Genomic DNA, 20201 nt, shown 5'->3' on the forward strand with positions numbered 1-20201 from the left:
ACGCATCGCGAAGCTTGGCAACCAACAGACCGAACGGAAAATCTCTTCGGGTGGCAAGGCATTGCGATCGTGCGGAAGCGGTCTCTATCCCATTGTTTAGACGTTTTGATTACCAGGTCTCAGTCCAGGGACGCAGGTCGAGTTCAAAGGTCCAGGCGTCGCGTGGTTGCGAATGAAGGTACCAGTAGTTCTGCGCGATATGCTCCGGATTCAGGATGCCATCCTGGTCTTTCAATGCATAACGATCCGGAAAATTGGTGCGGATAAAGTCAGTGTCGATCGCACCGTCCACCACAATATGGGCTACATGGATGTTCTTCGAGCCGAGTTCGCGGGCCATGCTTTGCGCAAGCGCGCGAAGCGCATGCTTGGCGCCCGCAAACGCGGCATAATTTTCCTTGCCTCGCAGACCCGCAGTAGCGCCGGTAAAGAGAATCGTGCCGCGTTGACGCTGTACCATGCGCTTGGCAACTTCCCTTGCGTTCAGAAATCCTGCAAAGCAGGCCATCTCCCAGATCTTGAAGTACTTTCGCGCTGTCTCTTCAAGGATGGAAGAAGGCACATTGGCGCCAATGTTAAACACGAGAACGTCAATTGGACCAATCTCCGACTCGATCTTGTCGATGAGGGCGACCACCTCCTCCTCCTTACGCGCGTCCGTGCCAAACGCGTAGGCGATTCCGCCGGCATCGTGAATGGAGTCAACCAGCGGTTGAAGCTTGTCCGCTGTACGACGCGTCACACAAGCGACCATGCCTTCCGCGGCGAAACGCTTGGCGATTGCACTACCCGTGGAGTCCCCCGCTCCGATCACGAGCGCAACCCTCTGCTCTTTGACATCCATCACTGCCTCCTTTATTGACAAACGATCGTTTAGTAAATAGAGAGTATTTCATCACGGTGCAGGAGTCAAGGGCGACTTACGCTAACGCACCTACAGCGAGAAAGCTCAGGAGTACGCTCTGCGCGGCACGCGCAGTGGCGAGGCTGGTAAGGATGGAAGAAGAAAAAGGGGCGACGGCGCTTGGATGGATGGCTTCGCGCGCCGAGGCCCGGACTGGAAGCATCGACAGCACGTGCGGTGCGGTCGGGTTCCGCAGTCGAAGCCGTCGCAATGAAAGCGCGGTACCGCGGCATGCACGCACATATCTGCGCGCATCGAGAAGAACTCGCAAGGGCGCAGAACTGCGCCCGGAGGGGTGGGTGCTACATTGGCACCGCTTAGGTCTTGCTGAGGGGTTCGAGCCGCTCAATAGACCGCCCGAGAAAGCGACGGCTGGAAGCGAGAATCTGCTGCCTGGTCCGGTCGGTTTCAACCACCCGGGCCAGCAAAATGGCACCCACGCACTGCGCAATCAACGCCCAAGCCGCATCCGGATCGTCCAAACGCTGCTTCCAACTGCTCTGCAGCTTTTTCGCGCTTTCCTCCACTGAGGCGCGGACTGCTGGCCCAGACCTCGCGATTTCAGGTCCCAAGGTCGGCAGGACGCAACCTGATTCCGGATGCAGCGCATGAGAACTGCTGAGATAGCTTCTGATGCGCTTCACGAAATGATCTTCGGCCGTCTCATCGTCGCCAGCGAGCATTTCAGCGCTGTTGGCCAACTCCCGCCGGACCACTTCCGCGAACAGTTCTGCTTTGGAGTCAAAATGACTATAGAAGGCCCCCCCCGTGAGCCCGATGGCCCCCATCAGGGCATCGACCCCAGTTGAATCGAATCCACCCTTTTTGGCAATCGCTTGACTACTGTTAAGGAGTTTTTCCCGCGTCTCTTGCTTGTGTGTGCTTGAGTAGCGCATTTTTGGCTCACTTCGAACTCAGGACATGGCAGGAATTATAGCATTACGATCGTTCAGGAACGTTCTGCCTCAGTTAAATGCCTGCGGCGCACGTGCTGCAGCCTCCCAAGATACTTACCTGCGCTCGAAAGCGCCGGGAGCCGCGAGTGCCGTCCTGTACATCGGCCGTGGGAGTTGGTCTAAGCGCTGCGCTCTTCGCGGCCGGCCTAAGTGCCATCCTCCGGACACGAAGTCCAAGCTCACACTCCTGTGATGTCGTGCGCCCAACGGCATGCGCAGATCAGATCACCAACCGTGAATACTTGTTGACATCGCCCAGTGTGTAACCTAGCATCGTTTGACAAACGATCGTTAACTAACGAATCATGCGGGAGCTGTTGGCGCCAATCCCCGGGACGGGTACTCGGCCGGCAGGTCCATCAGTGAGCTGCGCGTTCGTCACGATGCTTCTCGCCACACGGCGTCGATTTCATTCGGGGAAACCGTGGGGGAGATGGCAAAAAAGCGAAATAACCCTGAATATTAAACAGGGTATAACAACTGGGAGACATCAATATGGAAGCCAGACGCTGGCATAGTTCCTATCCCTCCGGGATACCGCTTGAAATTGATGTGGACGCGCAAGCGACACTGGGGTCCATGATTGTACGCGCGGTCGCCTCGTTCGCCATGCGTCCTGCGGTAACCTGCCTGGAGGAATCACTAAGTTATGCGGAGCTCGGCATTCTGTCTGAGGCGCTTGCGACTTTCCTGCAGCAGTCCGGATTGAGAAAGGGGGATCGTGTAGCGTTGATGCTGCCAAGTTGCCCAGCTTTCCTGATAGGTTTGGCAGCGATATTTCAAGCAGGGATGGTGGCGGTTCCAGTCAACCCTTTGTATACGCCGCGTGAATTGAAGCATCAGCTACAGGATTCTGACGCCACCTGCATTATCGTCGCCGACCAACTACAGCAGCCGTTGCAGCAAGTGCTGGAGGAAACCAGCATTGTTCAGGTGCTTACGGCGCCGGTTGTTGGAATGAAACCTATTGTCGGTCAACTCGTGGCACTAGCAAAACACGCTGGGGAAGTTCAGCAAGCCGGCACGGCCGGTGGTGGTCGCACGTGCCAACCTTTAGTCGATGCGATTCTACAGGGAGGCAGGGGGGGCAGTCTTTCCCCAGTCGCACAGACCACTGAGGACATCGCCATTCTGCAATACACCGGTGGCACGACGGGTGTGTCCAAGGGGGCGGTCCTCACGCACAAGTCAGTTTGCGCAAGTTTGGCGCAAATTTTGACCTGGGTTGGACCAACGTTAGCGGGCTCAGAGGCATCGATGGTGACACCGCTGCCTCTGTATCATATCTTCCCGCTTGCAACGGCATTACTGGCGCTATCGCTTGGTTGTGAGAATCGCTTGGTTCCCAATCCGCGTGAGGCTGGTTCTGTGCTTGCTGAATTGAAGCGGCGGCCGTTTCAGATGCTTGTCGGGGTCAACACCTTGTTCAACAGCTTGGTGAACACACCGGAACTCATTTCCGTAGACTTCAGCGCTACCCGTTTGGTGATTGGCGCCGGGGCGTCAATCCAGGACGCTATCGCAAAGCGATGGCTCGCGGCCGGTGCTCCCCCTGTTACTGAAGCCTATGGTCTTACAGAGACCTCACCGAGCGCCACCTTCAATCCTCCTGGGCGAAGCGGCTCGATCGGCATTCCTGTGCCTTCGACCGACGTTCGCCTAGTAGATGAAAGTGGGCACGACGTCCCACTCGGTGTTGCAGGCGAACTTCTGATCAAGGGACCACAACTCTTCAGCGGCTACTGGAACCAGGAGGCCGAAACACGGAAAGCGTTCCTTGATGGTGGCTGGTTCAGGACGGGCGACATTGTGGTCATGGACGAATTGGGATTCATGACAATGGTCGACCGCAAGAAGGACATGATTCTCGTCTCAGGCTTCAACGTTTATCCGAATGAGATCGAGGCCGTCGTCGCAATGATGACCGATGTCCTCGAGGCCGCCTGTATCGGCGTGCCTGATGACCGTTCCGGCGAGGCCCCACACCTCTTCATCGTGCCACGCAATATGACGCTCACCCCGGAACAAGTGGAGGCACACTGTCGCTCCCATCTTGCGGCCTATAAAGTGCCACGACACATTACGCTTATCGATGCCCTGCCCAAATCAACGGTGGGCAAGATCCTGCGTAAAGACTTGCGTTCGCGCTTGGCTGCCGAGCAAAGCAATGCATAGCGCCCTGCTGGGCCCTTCTCGATTTCTCTCTGGCCTGCCATGCGGCTGCCAGCACACCCGAACCCTATGAACTACTATCATGCTCCCCTCCGCGATCTTCAGTTCGTGCTGCATGAGCTGCTCGACGTGTCCACGGGCTCCGCAATTGCAGAAATTGCCGATCCCGACACGATCAATCAGGTAATCGAAGCCGCAGGTCAGTTCGCTACAGAGATTCTGGCGCCCTTGAACGGCATTGGAGACCTCCAAGGCTGCACCATGCCTTCTTCAGGTGTGGTGACGACGCCAGATGGATTCAAAAACGCGTACAAGCAATTTTCTGAGGCAGGCTGGACCGCACTGGCATGTCAAGCGGAGCATGGTGGTCAGGGACTGCCGAACGCGGTCAACGCGGCTGTCATGGAGATATTCGCTGGCGCTAACATGGCCTGGGCGGCTTATCCTGGTATGTCGCAGGCGGCTTACACATGCCTGGCGGCTAATGGCTCGGACGCCCAGAGGGCGCTCTACCTGCCGAAGCTGGCTTCCGGCGAATGGGCGGGAACCATGTGTTTGACCGAACCGCATTGCGGCACCGACCTCGGACTTTTGCGCACCCGTGCAGTACCGAATGCCGATGGCAGTTTCGGCATAACCGGTACGAAGATCTTCATTTCGGGAGGGGAACACGACTTCACGGACAATATCGTCCATTTGGTACTCGCCCGGTTACCGGACTCGCCCCCCGGCGTCAGGGGAATCTCCCTCTTCCTTGTTCCAAAGGTCCTGGTGTCGCCTGAAGGAGATCTGGCCGAACGCAACGCAGTCACTTGTGGCTCCCTGGAGCACAAGATGGGCATCCATGCGAACGCCACCTGCACGATGAACTTCGATGGTGCAACAGGCTATCTGGTGGGCGAGCCGGACAAAGGGCTCGCGGCTATGTTCGTCATGATGAACCACGCGCGCCTCCTTGTCGGGGTCAATGCAATCGGACTGATGGAGGCGGCGTACCAGAAGGCACTGGGCTATGCAAAGGACCGCACACAAGGAAGGTCCCCAACAGCATCGGCCCGTAACAGCCCAGCGGATCCGATTATCGAGCATGCTGATGTGCGCCGTATGCTGCTGACTCAGAAAGCCTATATCGAAGGAACACGAGCATTCGCGCAGTGGGCGTGTCAGTTGGCCGACACCCAGCACTTCGGCAATGACTCGGAAATTCGGCATCACGCGGCAGAACTCTCTGCGCTGGTTACACCGATCGTTAAAGCATTCAGCAGCGACCTCGCCGTCGAATGTACAAGCCTGGCAATGCAAGTCCTTGGTGGACACGGCTATATCGTGGATAACCAGGTCGAACAGCATCTTCGTGACGCACGTATCATCCCGCTCTACGAAGGTGCCAACGGCATTCAAGCCATGGACCTCCTTGGACGCAAAGTTCTCCCCGACCAAGGCACCCGGCTGGAGATGTTCCTTGCGATCGTCAACGAATTCATCGGCGCGAATGCAGATAATCCAGTCCTGCGCGAATTCACCGCCCCGCTTTCGAGCGCGACCGATGTGTTGCGGAATGCGACGCACGAAGTATCGATGCAAGCCAAGGCAGATCCTCATGTGTTGGGAAGCGTTGCTGCATCATACCTTCGACTTGCCGGTCATGTCGGTCTAGCATGGATGTGGGCACGTATGGCTGCGATCGGGCTCGTCAACGCCGCCTCTGCCGACCCGATCTATGCATCGAAAGTCGCGACGGCGCGCTTCTATTTCAAGAAGCTGCTACCGGAAATACAATCTTTGGCAGCGGCTATCGCTGCCGGCTCCGGTCCGATCATGGAGCTCGATTTCGGCTAACGCTTCTACTTTCACTATGGTCTGTTTGGCGGCAGCCGCAACAGAATGCGCTGCCGCCAGAACATACAGAGTTTGCTGCATGCCGAGCGCCGAAGAAGTTGGTCTCTACAACCAAACGCAGTATCGGGTAAATAAGACAATGCCGAGTTCCAATTCTGGATATACACGGCGCATGGGAACGAGAGTGACTCGGGTTAGCATTGCTGCCAGAGCCGCATTGAGTGTGGAATCTGCCACCGAAATCTTGAACCATACCGCCGGGTTCTCATAGCGCTAGGTTCTGCCGGGGAAGTACGAATACTCCAACCCGTAAGCGCCGTTTGATTTGAGACGGTAGTGGATCGTTCATTCCGTGATACATCTTAAAGGTACTGACCATGCTCAACCCCTCAAAGCCCCGGATCGCCATCGCGGGGGCAACAGGACGCGTTGGCGCTACATTGACGGCGTTGCTCGCCGCTGACCCGATCGACCTGGTCGCACTAACGCGCCAACCCAGCACAGCGCGACTGCCCGAAGGGGTGGTTACATTCAAGGTCGACTTCAAACGCGCGGACATGCTCGAGGGAGCCCTGCGCGGTATCGACCGGCTCTTCATCGCGCATGGCACCTCCCTCGAACAAGTCGCAAACGAAATCGCGTTGATCAATGCAGCAGTCGCATCAGGCGTTCGGCACATCGTCAAACTGTCCGCCCTCGGTCCCGCGACCCGACTTCTTCCCATCGCTTGGCACATGCAGATCGAAGCGCATTTGGCGCAGCAGCCGATCGCATCTACCGTCTTGCGCCCTAGCACTTTCAGCCATGTGCTCAAGCGTCTGGGGCCACACATCGCCGCCGGTTCCTGGACCGGCGCAGCAGGTAATGGGCGTGTGAACTTCATCGATACCCGTGACGTTGCTGAAGTAGCCCGCATTGCATTGCTCGAGGAGATCGAGCCCGCGTCGCAACGTGCGTACCACCTGTCTGGTCCACGTGCGTGGACCATGGACCAGGTGGCAGAGGAGTTGGCCCGCCTACTTGGACATCCGGTTACTTACGTCGACCGTCCGCCTGCCGAGCAGAGAGACGCTCTGCTCGGCGCCGGACTTGCTCCGCTCGTAGCCGATCTTTTGGTTGGACTCGACCAAATGTTCCGCGAGTCTGTGATCGCCGAAACGACGTCGACGGTCGAGGAACTGACCGGAAAGGCCCCACGTTCGTTGACCGAATGGTTGACCGACAACCTTGACGTATTTCGAGCGTGAGCTCTCCATCGGTTGGTGTCCAAGGAGTGGGGTAAGTCCTGTGCCACAGGCTGCGCGGCAAAGCGTGCAGGGCGTAGCAAGAAGCGGCTTGCCGCGCGGCGGCCACTCCCTTCGGGAGTGGCCATCGTGAAGTCTGGATTAGTTCGATGCGATCCGCCGAACTTTGACCTTGAAGTAAATCACGATGACCAACGCCACTACGGCACCAACGGCCGCGTAACGCATTAGCGCGTCGCAGCCCTGCGGAAATCGGACGGTGTGACGCCGGTAGCCTTCTTGAATGCAGTGCTGAAGTGCTGAGCGTGGCTGAAGCCGCAATCCAGCGCCACTTCAGTTGCGGAGCGACGAGGATCCAAGAGGAACTCTTTGGCCCGTTCGAGACGCAGACCGTACACAAAGCGCAAGGGCGTCTGCCCGGTACTTTCGCGAAAAGCCCGCATGAAATGCCGGGGACTGACACCGGCAACTTGCGCCAAGCCGTTGATTGTGAACGGCCGCGACAGGTCGGCCTCAATGTAGTCGATAACGCGCCGCAAGCTGCTCGGTGGGAGGCCACCGCACGGCCGAATGGCGGCCGCCTGGCTGCCGTCGACCCGCGCCAGCAGGGCGAGTGCTTGCATCGCCCAGCCCTCGGCGAACAACCCGTAAAGGCTGTCTGCGTTGCGCGCCTCTCGGCATAGGACTGAAAGGCCACGTTGCAGATCTTCGTTGCCAAAGGCGATCAACGGCCGATTGAAGTGGCAGCCGGCTTCGGAGCCAATGGCCGCGTCAAGGAAGACCACCGTGTAGTCGAAGCTCGGGGCTACGTCAAACTCGCCTTCGACGGAAATCGAGGCCGGGAACAGCGCAAGATTTGTTCCTTGTTTTATTCCCGAGTGGATGCGGCGGCCGTCGAGTTCCAGATGCAACTCTTTGAGGCCTTTCCGAAACCAGAACAGCGCGAGCCGCGGTTGACGAAAACGCCAAGAGATGGGCCCCGTCGCCCGACGCGCGAGGACTTCAACATGGGTGGTGCGCGAGTCAACAATGGTGCCGGATATGAGTTCGCCCCCAACCTCGCGGTATTCAGCTTGTGAGTCTGGGTGCATTGCTTACCTCCGCTTCGACCTTGCATCCGGCCTCATTGTGCGCGCGGACGCGTGACCTCGCAAGCGAATCAGTCGCGGGTGAATATCCCTTATGGGGACGGTCGCTGACGCATGGACGTCAACCGCGTTCGCTTTGTCCCCGCGCATCGTACACCTTGGCTCTACTCCTGCCGGTCAGAAGCGACGGCGATGCGATAAGCCAAGACAACGGGCCCGCGAGGGGCCCCGAATCAAGCACAGTAGACCGGCGACTTAGGTCTAGCCACGGCGTCGCCACATCTCGGTGAAGGGCACTGCTGCCGATTGCAGCGTCGGCCGCACCGGGCGCGCTTGATCTTGGCGCGCTGACCCATGGACCTCGCAACGCGGTTGGCTTGGGCAAAAAACGCCGCCCCAATTCCTTCTCTCAGAACTTCACTTTCTCAATGCCCTTCAATTGCAAGATTTCCCGGGCTTCGTTCGGGCTGGCGATTTCGAGTCCAAGTCCCTCGATAATCTGGCGCGCCTGCCGCACCTGCGCTGCATTGCTCTCGGCCAGCGTACCCCGTCCAAGCCACAGGCTGTCTTCCAATCCGACGCGCACATTGCCGCCCATACTGGCAGACATTCCTGCAAGGCGAAGCTGATCTTTGCCCGCCCCCAACACCGACCAGCGATAGTCATTGCCGAACAGCCGGTCGGCCGTCCGCTTCATGTGCGACACGTCTTCAGGATGCGTGCCGATACCTCCCAGGATGCCGAACACGGTTTGAACAAAGAACGGCGCCTTGACCAGACCGCGCTCGACGAAGTGCGCCAGGTTGTAGAGGTGGCCCACATCGTAGCACTCGAATTCGAAGCGCGTGTCATTGGCGGCACATTGCGCCAGGGCGTATTCAATATCCTTGAAGGTGTTGCGGAAAATCAGGTCACGACTGGCTTCGAGCGCTTCGCGCTCCCAGGCATGTTTGAACTCCTTGAAACGCGCCAGCATCGGGAACAGCGCGAAGTTCATGGAGCCCATGTTCAGTGAAGCCACCTCGGGCGCAAAGCGCATTGAGGGCTGAATGCGCTCCTCGATCGTCATGTAGGGCGAGCCGCCACTGGTGATATTCAACACTGCATCGGTGCGTGCCTTGATTTGCGGCAAGAATCGGCCGAATGCATCCGGGCTCTGGTCCGGCTTGCCCGTGACAGGATCGCGTGCATGAAGGTGAATGATCGCGGCGCCCGCTTCGGCCGCGCCGACCGAGGCTTCGATGATTTCTTCCGGTGTGACCGGTAGATACCGGGACATTGAGGGCGTATGAATCGCACCGGTGACGGCACATGTGATGATGACTTTGCTCATGATATGAATCAGGAAGTCCACAGCAGGTGGCCAGCTCGGGAGCCAGCGTGCCTTACGATCGATTCTTGGACGCTTGCAAGCTTAAACCGGCTGTCGCCAGCTTTAGGATGGGTTGACTTCATTGACTTGTCTGTTATCTTCGGTACGAGGTTTTAGGATGCGGCGGGGCCGAGACCTCGCTCCCGTTAGTCCGAGCATGCATGGCGCGCGCTGAACCTAATGGCGCGGCGCAAGCGCTCTTCGAGGCGCATGGTTAGCGAATCGTCGGTCGGTAGATTCACGACTCAGTTGGAGCGCCCCTGGGACCGCTGCGTGGTCGGCTCGAATCGCTTGGTAATGCGATCCGGCTGGCGGGCTCTCGGTCGCCGCATGCACTGCACGATGGCCGCACCACCTCACACGCGAGGGGCTTCGGGCAGGCGTTCACCGCCGCGCACGACGTATTTGGCGGGATAAAGTGTGACGAGAACCTCGACTTCGTCTTCCGTTGCCCCGGTGCACGCGCTCCAAATCGAGCTCACCTTTTTGGCCAGCGATAGTATGGCGCCGTCACTACGCCCATCACGGATGTGGCAGAAGATCAGCGTTTCGGAAGTGGGCTCTCCCGAACGGTAGAGGTTGTCGGGCGTGGCTTCATGGAATACGACGCTAATCAAGTCGAGCGGCGAAAGGATGATCTCCCTGATCGCGCTCGTGAGCTCGCTGGCGATCCTGGCCTTGACGCCAGCTTCGATTCCGACCTTGCATTCGCAAACAATGATGGGCATGTTGTGTCTCCTTGAAGATAGGGGCTGCTGAAGCCTCAGTCTCTCGGAACGTCACCGCCTGCGATTGCATCGGGGCGCCACCACTTGCTTGGAAGTGCCATGACATGGCGTCGTGCCCCGCCAATCCAGGCCAAGCTCGTTTCCCGTGGCCGCAGGGCGACGTATGGAGTGCCCCAAACAGGGCCTTTGGCACCCGCTAGTCAATCTCGCGCAATTTCGTCGAAAGGCCGCCAGATTGTGCCAACGCTGCTGTCAGCCGCTCCTTTATGTCGGTTGCTCGCTGACCACGGGATAGGTGCGTAAGTGGGCAACGACGTGCACGTCCCCTACAGCACAGTTCACGAGTTCTCCTCGTTGGCTATGTGCCGCTCCATGGCGCCTCGCCATCGCTGCAACAAGCACTTACCGAAATCGAGGTGTCGTCCCGCACACGGGCGACCAGAAGCGGCTGAGCCGCCCACCCTGGACCGGAAGGCCGGAATTAGCTGACTGTAGTGCACTTCTCGCTGACGCGGAGCCAGGATCTTGTCGTACTGACGGGGCATGCTCAAGAAATCGGCGAGGCGGCTCGCCCGCAACCGCGATGCCTGGCGGGCTCTCGCGGAACGACTCTTTGACGTCGAAGATCTAATTCGGGCATGCGTTCCGGCATTCCGGCATTCCGGCGTGGCGGCTGTCCTCGGAAGAGCGATTAAGGGCGCCCCCAAGCTGGTCCAAGCGCCCAGGTACGGCGTGCCAGGGAGGACAGGCGGCGGGCAGGAAGCGACGTGGCGATGTCGCCCCGACCGTGCCATTCAGATGACCGCTTCGCCCAGGAAGCTGCCATTGTCGACGCGCATGTTCCAGTGACCGCAGTGGGTCGGGTACGGCCGGCCGCATAAGGCGGCAGACGAGAAGGCGACTATCGCAAATGTCGTCGGTCTAGCATCCGGATGTCGCCTCCCCACTGCAACGACTATCGAGCCGCGAAAAGCGAGCAATCTTTAATTGGCACGTCCGGCTATGCATCAACCGGCGGCGATAACTGCGACAGGATCGCCAGGCGGCAGACCTCCAGTATTTCATCAGCGAGCGGTGAATCGTCGGGACACGCCCGCGATAACATGATCGCCCCTATTGCATGCGCAATCGTGTCAATCCGCCTGGCACGCGTCTCGCGCCGCACGTGAGCGTCTAGCGCGCCATCATCGCGGCTCAGCGTCGCTAACAAGCTTTCCAGCCCGGCCGCAAAAGCCGCCCTCATCGGCTCCGGCTGACGCGCCGCATCTCCGCAAAGCGCCGCCATCGTGCATCCATCCCTGGGGTTGTCGCGGTGCTCCCGCGACAGATATTGCTGCACAAACGCGACAGCGTCGGCGCCCTCGGCTTTCTCCGCAGTCTGGGCAAAGCCGCAAGCAGCAGCCTCGGCCATCAGATCGGCCTTGGACCCGAAATGCTTGTAGAACCCGCCGTGGGTGAAGCCGGCTGCCGCCATCAGATCCGCAACGCCAATCCCGTCGTAGCCACGCTCACGAAAGAGCGTCGACGCCGTTTCGACGATGTGTGCGCGATTCGCCTGCGCTTGCGCCTTGGTGATTTTCATACCGGGAAGACTCTTCGTTCACGTCTGCAGGTGCTCACTATACATTGATGTCGATCATAATCAAAACTCTTGACATCAATGATTACGCTCATCATCATTATAAGTGCACATCCCACTCTTCCGATCTCACACGTCCACCCAACAGGCACAACATGCCCGATAAGACACTTCTAGAACCCTATTCCCTCGGCTCCCTGACGCTGGCAAACCGCGTCGTCATGGCCCCGCTGACCCGCAACCGCGCTGGCGCTGGCCTGGTACCCAGCGACTTGGCCGCCACTTACTACGCCCAGCGCGCGTCCGCGGGCCTGCTGATCACCGAAGCTACGCAGGTTTCAGCGCAGGCCCAGGGCTACCAGGACACTCCCGGCCTGTACACGCAAGAGCAGATCGACGGCTGGCGCAAGGTCACCGACGCCGTACACGCCAAGGGTGGGCGGATCTTCGTGCAGTTGTGGCACGTCGGCCGTGTCTCGCATGTGGCCCTGCAGCCAGGGGGAGTCGCCCCGGTCGCGCCCTCGGCCATCCGCGCCGTGACCAAGACGTTCGTCAACAACGGCTTTGCGGACGTGTCCGAACCGCGCGCGCTGGCACTCAATGAATTGCCGGGAATCGTGAGCGACTTCCGCCAGGCCGCGGCCAACGCGATCGCTGCTGGCTTCGACGGCGTGGAGATCCACGGTGCCAACGGCTACCTGCTGGAGCAATTCATCAAGGACGGTGCCAACCAGCGCACCGACGCCTACGGTGGCTCCGTCGAGAACCGTGCGCGCTTGCTGCTGGAAGTCGTCGCCGCCGTGGCAAAGGAAATCGGTGCCGAACGCACCGGCGTACGCATCTCGCCGGTTTCGCCGGCTAACGCTATCTCCTGCAGCGACCCGCAGCCGCAGTACGACTACATCGCCGAGCAGCTCAGCGCACTAGGCATCGTCTACCTGCATGTCGTCGAGGGCGCCACCGGCGGCCCGCGCGACGTGGCCCCCTTCGACTACGACGCGCTGCGCAGCCGCTTCAAGCAAACCTACCTGGCCAACAACGGTTATGACCTGGCACTGGCGAGCGCCCGGCTCGCCGAGGGCAAAGCGGACTTGTTTGCCTTCGGCCGCCCGTTCATCAGCAATCCAGATCTCGTCGAGCGCCTGAAGAGCGGCGCGCCACTCGCGGCGCTGAACCCGGCCACGCTCTACGGCGGCGGCGCCGAGGGCTACACCGACTACCCCACGCTGGCCGACGCCAGCGCCGAGTAAGCATCACAACACAGACCTCATCCCGTGCCATTGCGGCCCGGAAATCCCCCTCCGCCCACGCCGGGGCCCGAAGGGCCTTGAAATGCTCTTGAGAAAACACACATGACCAGCAATACCACCGTCCTTATCACCGGCGCTTCCAGCGGCATCGGCGCCACCTACGCCGAGCGCTTCGCGCGGCGTGGCCACGACCTCGTGCTGGTCGCGCGCGACAAGTCGCGGCTGGACGCGCTCGCCGCGCATCTGCGCAAGGAAACCAATGTCGCCGTCGACGTACTCCAGGCCGACCTGACTCAGGCGGCCGATTTGGCCACCGTCGAGTCGCGTTTGCGCGCAGATACCAGCATCACCATCCTCATCAACAATGCCGGCATCGCCCAATCGGGCGGCTTCGTCGAGCAGACCGCCGACAGCATCGAACGCCTGATCACGCTCAACACCACCGCCCTGACGCGGCTGGCCGCAGCGATCGCCCCGCGCCTGGCGCAAGCCGGCGAAGGCGCGATCGTCAACATCGGCTCGGTCGTTGGCCTGGCGCCGGAGTTCGGCATGTCGGTCTACGGTGCGACCAAGGCTTTCGTGCTGTTCCTGTCGCAGGGCCTGAGTCTGGAGCTCTCGCCCAGGGGCGTCTACGTGCAGACGGTGCTGCCTGCGGCTACACGCACCGAGATCTGGGCGCGCGCCGGCATTGACCTCAATACGCTGCCCGAGGTGATGGAAGTCGGCGAGCTGGTCGACGCAGCGCTGGTTGGATTCGACCGGCGCGAGTTGGTCACCATCCCGCCGCTGCACGAAGCTGCGCGCTGGGACGCGCTGGATGGCGCACGCCAGGGGCTGCTCTCAGACATTCGGCAGGCGCTCGCCGCCGAGCGCTATCGGGCGACTTCCTGAGCCCGGAAGCTTCTGCGGGAGCTTGAGCATCGTGACTATCTTGCCGTCATGCCCTGCGACATCGACACTCGTCCCCGCGCCGAACAGGACCCAGGGAGTCAACAATGACCCGTTCCGAAGTGCGTACCGAATCGGGCGCGTCTTACGTCCATGCGCCGAACCGCTCCATCGACGTCGCCGGAACTGCCTTCGCCTATCGCGAAATTGGCCCAGGCGGCGGAGTACCTCTTATCCTGCTCAACCATTGGGGTGCGGTCCTGGACAACTTCGACCAGAGGATCATCGATGGCCTTTCCGGCCGGCATCGCGTCGTCGCCATCGACTACCGGGGAATCGGCGCGTCTGGCGGTACAGCACCGGTGACGGTCGAGGAGATGGCGCTTGACATCATCGCCGTGATCCGCGCGCTGGGCTTTGCACAAGTCGACCTGCTCGGCTTCTCGCTAGGCGGCTTCGTGGCACAGGACGTAGTGATGAAAGCTCCCGCCCTGGTGCGCAAGCTCATCCTCACCGGCACGGGGCCGGCCGGAGGCTGGGGTATCGATCAGGTGGGAGTAGTCTCCTGGCCGTTGATACTCAAGGGACTGCTCACGCTACGCGATCCCAAGTACTACCTGTTTTTCACCTCGACGGCCAATGGCCGACGCGCCGCGGGCGCCTTCCTGAAGCGGCTGAAAGAACGCAAGTCCAATCGCGTCAAAGGCCCCACGCCCAGCGCCTTCCTGCGCCAGCTCCGGGCGATCAAGGCATGGGGCCGGCGGGCCCCCCAGGACCTGAGCCGCGTCCGTGCGCCGGTCCTGATCGCCAACGGTGACAACGACATCATGGTGCCCACCGCACTCAGCCACGATATGGCCCGCCGGATTCCAGATGCGCAGTTGATCATCTACGAGGACGCCGGGCATGGCGGCATCTTCCAGTACCACACCGACTTTGTGTCGAAGGCCTTGGCATTCCTCACTGAATGACGCAATGGCACTCCCATTTCCCTACAACAGACCGGACCACGTCCAGGAGAGTCCTGCCATGTCCATCGCGAAACTCGAACCCTGATTCAGCGCGCGGGTCCGGGCGGAATGAGCGCAATCGCAATTCCGCCAACACTAGCGCTCAGAAGAAAGAACCTAAACCCATGAAAGCCTTCATCATCAATCGTTACGGCAAGCAAGAGAGCGGCCAGATCGCCGAAATGCCGGAGCCCGAACTGCGTGACGATGACGTCCTGATCCAGATCCACGCGGCGGGTGTCAATGCACTGGACTCGAAGATCAGGAGCGGCGAATTCAAGCTGGTCCTTCCCTATCGATTGCCCCTAATCCTTGGCAACGACGTGGCCGGCACGGTCGTGCGGGTCGGCCCCCGTGTGAGCCGTTTCAAGCCGGGCGACGAGGTTTATGGCCGTCCCGATCAGGACCGCATCGGCACCTTTGCCGAATTCATCGCGGTCAAGGAGGAAGCGCTGGCACGCAAGCCTGCAAACCTGTCCATGGAGGAAGCCGCTTCCATCCCCCTGGTCGCGTTGACCGCCTGGCAAGTGCTGGTCGAAGTTGCAAAGCTGAAGCAGGGGCAGAAGGTGCTGATCCAGGCGGGCTCTGGCGGCGTGGGCACCATCGCCATCCAGTTGGCCAAGCATCTGGGTGCCTTCGTTGCCACCACCACAAGCACGGAAAATGTCGAGTGGGTCAAGACGCTAGGCGCGGACGTCGTCATCGACTACAAGAAGCAGGACTTCGCAACCGAGCTGCGCGACTACGATGTGGTGCTGAACAGCCTCGGAAGCGACGAGCTGGAAAAGTCGCTGCAGGTGCTTAAGCCAGGCGGACACCTCATCTCCATTTCCGGTCCGCCCACACCCGAGTTTGGGGTCGAGCAGGGATTGGCCTGGCCGCTGAAGCTGGTGCTGCGCCTGCTGAGCCACGGCATCAGGAAGAAGGCCAAGCAGCGTGGCGTCACCTACGCGTTCGTATTCATGCGCGCCGAAGGAAACCAACTGCGCGAGATCACCTCGCTGATCGAGTCGGGATCCATCCGCCCGATTGTGGATCGCGTGTTCCCTCTCGACGCGGCGGCAAATGCTCTGACCTACGTCGATCTAGGACGCGCCAAGGGCAAGGTCGTCGTCAAGGTGAAATAGACGCGAGCAGACCGAGCTTGGACATTTCGCCTGGCACTATGCGTTTCGACACTTCCGCCATCGCAGCCCTGCTTTCGCCCCCTCAAGATCGCCATGAGAGCTCCCTCTCGATCATCACAGGCAGTATCTGGCAGCGCCGCTCCAGTTGCGCGGGCCTGGTAGAAGGCTTGTGTCTTGGAAAAACTGGGACAGCAATTCCTACTCTCACTCCTTGCACAGCCGGCAACTTCCTCCCGTGGTTGCCCTTGCCTTGTCCGTTCCTGCCAATAGGTGCCTAGCGGGTCTGCCTCGATAAGGATTTCGCGAGGTAGACCGACCAGAAATAATGGGAGTGCCGATGGTAGCGCACACATCTTCACGGCAAACAGGCGAACTCGGTCGGCTGCATCGGACGGTAAAACCAAGCGCCCGGAGGATGTCGGTGCTTCGAGTAAAGCTGGCCAAGTTGGGGCCGGTTTGAAATGAAAAGGAGCGGGACCGGTGCTTTGGAGCGAACGCTTCTTCCCGGCTTACCCGTAAAACTTGCGCAAAGCTCGCGTACGTCTGAGGTCAGGCGTCCCATTAAAAAAAATGCCTAGCGCTAATCCTAGCGCTAGGCGACGAAGGTCTTAAGGCCTCGAACAAGTATGATTGAGTGTCTTGACCTTTGAGTCGCGGCGCCGAAACGTCTCGCCGCGGGAGAGTTCAACTTGTTTCCATGCTATTGCGTGCAGGTAAAGCTTGCAGCGGAATTCACGTCGCCACTAATGTACTTGGGCCACGCCGGATACTCGCAGAGCGGGCGGGTACGGCCCGCAGTTGCCCCGTTCAAGTCTGTGATGACGAGTTTGTTAGGCGGATTTCCGCTCGTAACCCAATTGTCAAGGACAGTCAGGGCGTCATAGCCACCTTCGAATTGGCCGCCAAAACCGTGGGCACCCCCTGGCACCAAATAGAACTTCACGAACTCGCCTACGGTTGCTTGTCCATATCGCGTCACTAGCCGATTGTAGTAATCGATCGACATTTGGGCGGGGATGAACTGATCCGACTGTCCGTGCTGAAGAATTAACTTTCCGCCTCGTTGTTTGAATGTCGTCAAGTCGGTGCTTGTAGCATCCACCATGTTGCTGACCGCTTGCGTCCGTGCCGTCAGGGCGCCGGGGTCGGAAAAGTCAAACGACATGATGTCTACAAGCTGGGTGCGGGCGATCGCGAAATTCACAAGCGCGTTCGGGAACGCGTAGAAGAACGATGCCTGGCCCGAGGCAGGATCCGATACCGCCGCTGCCGGGGAAAGTCCCAAGGGGGGAAAATAATAGGAGTTCCAAAAATCGGTGCCCGAGAGAATATTGTAACCAGCGATGGTGCGGATTCCGTTAGCAAAATCAAACTTGGTTGCCAATGGTGTAGCCATGGTGTTTACGGTATTGAGTTGTGCGTCGGACAGACAAGTGTCGCCAGTATCTGCCCCCCCTGCACACCGCAATGTCGACGGATCGAAGCTGCATGCCCCCGGATTGCTGATGATGCCATCCGTCGCTCCGTCAAGGGCATCGCATTGGGTCATCACAGCCGCCGTGAGAACCTTCGCCTTTGCCGATGTAATGAATCCTCCGGGCGCGAGCGAGGCTTTCGAGACCCGTCCCATGGCAAATGAGAGCCCTAGAAGCTCGCTGGCCGGGAAAGTTGAAATTACCCCATCGTAGTCTGCGGGATATCGTTGAGCAGCAACCAAGCCTTGCCTTCCCCCTCCCGAACCACCAACGTAGTAGCTGTGAGCGAACGACTTGCCATAGCGGGTTCGTGCAAGATATGCCGCGACGTCGTGAGTCTTTTTGACGTGTTCACCTGCGTAGTTGGCCAGCGCTTCATCGTTCTTCAAGAACGTGCCTTCAGAGGCGTTTCCTTGGTGTCCGCTATCACTCCCCAGTGTCACGAATCCCCGAGCCAACGGGGTCTTGACCGTTTTTAGTTCTCCCAAGAAGGACAGCGAGGAAGTAGCGTAACCAGTAGTCGTCGGAATGGTGCCGTCCAGACCGCCACCACCAAAGTGGACAGATTTCTCATTCCAGTTGCTGGGAAGATCAACTTCAAAACGGATGTCGGGCGCTTGAAAATCGACCGGATGAACTTTTCCTAGCACCTTGCAATATTCGCCCGAAATATTGCCGGTTTCAGTTGACGCCACCAACGTAGCGCTGGATACCGTTCCGCCCGTCGTGGGAAGACCGATCGCCGAGGCGGGAATTTCGAGGTTCTCAAGACCTGCACACATTTCGGCTGCCGTCTTGCTTGGCGTGCTGGGGCTACTTGGCGACGTCGTGGTCGCTGCTGATGAATCCGGCTCACCGTCTCCTCCGCATGCCGCAAGCATTGCGGTCGATCCGATTGCAAGAATAATGCCCTTGCGGATCGTGTGTATCAATGCGTGGTACTTCATTTGTCCTGTCTCCTCTGATTGTATGTAGCAATCGTCAGCCATCCATCTCCGACCCTTGCCTCGCGTGAAGACGCTTCAGTTTTTCGGCTGCTCATCTGGATAGGCGTCAGGCTCAACGCTACCGCGCGCTGTGGCGCCACATTGTCATGTGTGAGACAGTGCGTACGCGTGCGTCAGTGGACTCTGGATCGGAGGCCTCAAGGAGTTGAAAGACCGAAGGAAGTTGATCGGTGTGGAGAGGTGCGGCACATTCGCCACGAGTGTGAGATGCACTCGGGATCATTGCGTCGAAATTAAGTGCCATACAACGTCGCGACTCGGGCCCCTATAATTCAGTTGAGCTTGCGCCGGATGACAGTCTCTGGACTTTAGCGACCTCGCGGTTCGGCTAGTCAACAGGGCAATCAGTTTGCGCAGCAGCGATTCGCCAAGCCAAATTAGTGTTCGACTGTCTCGATCGAGACAATGTCTGCCTGCCTCGGAACCACACGAAGGCTGCTTCAGAGTTGTCACGCTTGAGCGACGCGACATTCGCATTAGCCCGGCGCTAGGGGTAGCGCAGGGCTACTTCTTCATTTGCACGGACTGGGCTTATCGTAGCAAATTGTGCGGCCGGAGAGCTTTGGTCACCGAATTCGTTGCGTACGCCACTGCACCCGATATCGATCACGCATATGGCAGCAACGGGTAGGCCTGCCCAAGGGGACACTCGGATGCCTACCACGACGCCTCTACGGTGCAGTGGCATAATGTCTGCCACTACGGTTGGCAACGACAATCTCCAACTACTTGAACTGCCGGCTCAACGGATGACATGGAAGATATTTTGAATCCTCCTCGCGTGCGCATCCGACGCCGCGGCGCCGACAAGCATCCCTTGATCTTGAAAGCTGCTCGCGAGCTCGTGGCCCAGTCAGGGTTTCGTGAAGCACAGATGACCGTTATAGCGGATGCTGCCGGGATCGCGATCGGAACGCTGTATCGATATTTTCCGTCCAAGACCGAACTCATGGTCGAGGTCGTCAAGTCGACCGCTCAACGCGAGGTGGACGTGGTCGCAGGCATTGCCATGCGCGACGGGTCCGCCTGTGAAAAGCTTGGCGCCGCTGCGTGGACTTTTGCCAGCCGTGCGCTGCGTGGCCGAAGACTCGCGCACGCGCTTGTAGCCGAACCTGTAGAGCCGGAAGTGGAGGCTGTCCGTCTGACTTACCACCGTGCGCTTTCCCGGGTCTTCAAGACAATCATTGAACAGGGCGTAGAAAACCACGAGTTTCCAACGCAGAACGCTGCCGCGTCGGCCGATTGCATTGTCGGCTGCCTGTTTGAAGGCTTGGTCGCACCGCTGAGCAACGGCGCCGCCGATGCATCCACGTCCCTCAGTTCCCACGCCGCGTCGATCATAACGTTCTGCCTTCGCGGAGTCGCCGGACGCATGCTCACCTTTCCGCCCATGCCTGCAGGCTAGTCATCGGCCGTCAGTTTCCCAGGATTTAATCCCGAATCATCATTTCACTTAAGGGCGGCACACTGTCGAAATGTAGTCGACTAGACACTTGTGATGCGCGCGCCCTCTTTCCATGCTAGTACTTTCCCTGTGAGCGCAAGGCTTGACAGACGTACAG

The 20201-nt window shown here is 59.4% G+C and carries 15 protein-coding genes; 8 read left to right on the forward strand and 7 right to left on the reverse strand.

The window, feature by feature from the left end; translation table 11 throughout:
- Positions 1–109 precede the first annotated feature (109 nt).
- Positions 110–844: an SDR family oxidoreductase gene (locus tag KHO22_RS28840; protein WP_211950598.1), complete on the reverse strand. Its 735-nt coding sequence runs from the start codon at positions 842–844 to the stop codon at positions 110–112.
- A 377-nt stretch (positions 845–1221) separates the two neighbouring features.
- Positions 1222–1800 carry a TetR/AcrR family transcriptional regulator gene (locus KHO22_RS28845; RefSeq protein WP_011295832.1) on the reverse strand — a complete coding sequence of 193 codons (579 nt, stop codon included), beginning with the start codon at positions 1798–1800 and terminating at the stop codon, positions 1222–1224.
- A gap of 555 nt (positions 1801–2355) precedes the next feature.
- Here KHO22_RS28845 and KHO22_RS28850 point away from each other — a divergent pair.
- From KHO22_RS28850 to KHO22_RS28860, 3 genes are all read left to right on the forward strand, one after another.
- Positions 2356–4035: an AMP-binding protein gene (locus KHO22_RS28850; protein WP_211950599.1), complete on the forward strand. Its 1680-nt coding sequence runs from the start codon at positions 2356–2358 to the stop codon at positions 4033–4035.
- Positions 4036–4101: 66 nt separating this feature from the next.
- Positions 4102–5871 carry an acyl-CoA dehydrogenase C-terminal domain-containing protein gene (locus KHO22_RS28855; protein ID WP_211950600.1) on the forward strand — a complete coding sequence of 590 codons (1770 nt, stop codon included), beginning with the start codon at positions 4102–4104 and terminating at the stop codon, positions 5869–5871.
- A gap of 377 nt (positions 5872–6248) precedes the next feature.
- Positions 6249–7118: an SDR family oxidoreductase gene (locus KHO22_RS28860; protein WP_211950601.1), complete on the forward strand. Its 870-nt coding sequence runs from the start codon at positions 6249–6251 to the stop codon at positions 7116–7118.
- A 224-nt stretch (positions 7119–7342) separates the two neighbouring features.
- Here KHO22_RS28860 and KHO22_RS28865 read toward each other — a convergent pair whose 3' ends face one another.
- From KHO22_RS28865 to KHO22_RS28880, 4 genes are all read right to left on the reverse strand, one after another.
- Positions 7343–8206: an AraC family transcriptional regulator gene (locus KHO22_RS28865; RefSeq protein ID WP_011295836.1), complete on the reverse strand. Its 864-nt coding sequence runs from the start codon at positions 8204–8206 to the stop codon at positions 7343–7345.
- A 406-nt stretch (positions 8207–8612) separates the two neighbouring features.
- Positions 8613–9536, reverse strand: a complete 924-nt coding sequence (gene kce / locus KHO22_RS28870; RefSeq protein ID WP_011295837.1) for a 3,5-dioxohexanoate:acetyl-CoA acetone transferase — start codon at positions 9534–9536, stop codon at positions 8613–8615.
- Between the two features lie 395 nt (positions 9537–9931).
- On the reverse strand, positions 9932–10303 hold the full coding sequence (locus KHO22_RS28875; protein ID WP_041680734.1) for a tautomerase family protein: 372 nt from the start codon (positions 10301–10303) through the stop codon (positions 9932–9934).
- Positions 10304–11303: 1000 nt separating this feature from the next.
- On the reverse strand, positions 11304–11885 hold the full coding sequence (locus KHO22_RS28880) for a TetR/AcrR family transcriptional regulator (RefSeq protein ID WP_211950602.1): 582 nt from the start codon (positions 11883–11885) through the stop codon (positions 11304–11306).
- A 152-nt stretch (positions 11886–12037) separates the two neighbouring features.
- On the opposite strand from KHO22_RS28880, the gene KHO22_RS28885 reads away from it, so the two are divergent.
- From KHO22_RS28885 to KHO22_RS28900, 4 genes are all read left to right on the forward strand, one after another.
- Positions 12038–13132, forward strand: a complete 1095-nt coding sequence (locus KHO22_RS28885; RefSeq protein WP_211950603.1) for an alkene reductase — start codon at positions 12038–12040, stop codon at positions 13130–13132.
- Positions 13133–13234: 102 nt separating this feature from the next.
- Positions 13235–14023: an SDR family NAD(P)-dependent oxidoreductase gene (locus KHO22_RS28890; protein WP_211950604.1), complete on the forward strand. Its 789-nt coding sequence runs from the start codon at positions 13235–13237 to the stop codon at positions 14021–14023.
- Between the two features lie 104 nt (positions 14024–14127).
- Positions 14128–14991, forward strand: coding sequence for an alpha/beta fold hydrolase (locus KHO22_RS28895; RefSeq protein WP_211950605.1), 864 nt, complete (start codon positions 14128–14130; stop codon positions 14989–14991).
- Positions 14992–15155: 164 nt separating this feature from the next.
- Positions 15156–16157, forward strand: coding sequence for an NADP-dependent oxidoreductase (locus KHO22_RS28900; RefSeq protein ID WP_211950606.1), 1002 nt, complete (start codon positions 15156–15158; stop codon positions 16155–16157).
- 700 nt (positions 16158–16857) lie between these two features.
- Here the strand turns inward: KHO22_RS28900 and KHO22_RS28905 are convergent.
- Positions 16858–18579 carry a tannase/feruloyl esterase family alpha/beta hydrolase gene (locus KHO22_RS28905; RefSeq protein ID WP_211950607.1) on the reverse strand — a complete coding sequence of 574 codons (1722 nt, stop codon included), beginning with the start codon at positions 18577–18579 and terminating at the stop codon, positions 16858–16860.
- 814 nt (positions 18580–19393) lie between these two features.
- Here KHO22_RS28905 and KHO22_RS28910 point away from each other — a divergent pair.
- Positions 19394–20044, forward strand: a complete 651-nt coding sequence (locus KHO22_RS28910; protein WP_211950608.1) for a TetR/AcrR family transcriptional regulator — start codon at positions 19394–19396, stop codon at positions 20042–20044.
- Positions 20045–20201: the final 157 nt, after the last annotated feature.

It is taken from the genome of Cupriavidus yeoncheonensis (genome assembly GCF_905397275.1).
GTDB lineage: Bacteria > Pseudomonadota > Gammaproteobacteria > Burkholderiales > Burkholderiaceae > Cupriavidus > Cupriavidus yeoncheonensis.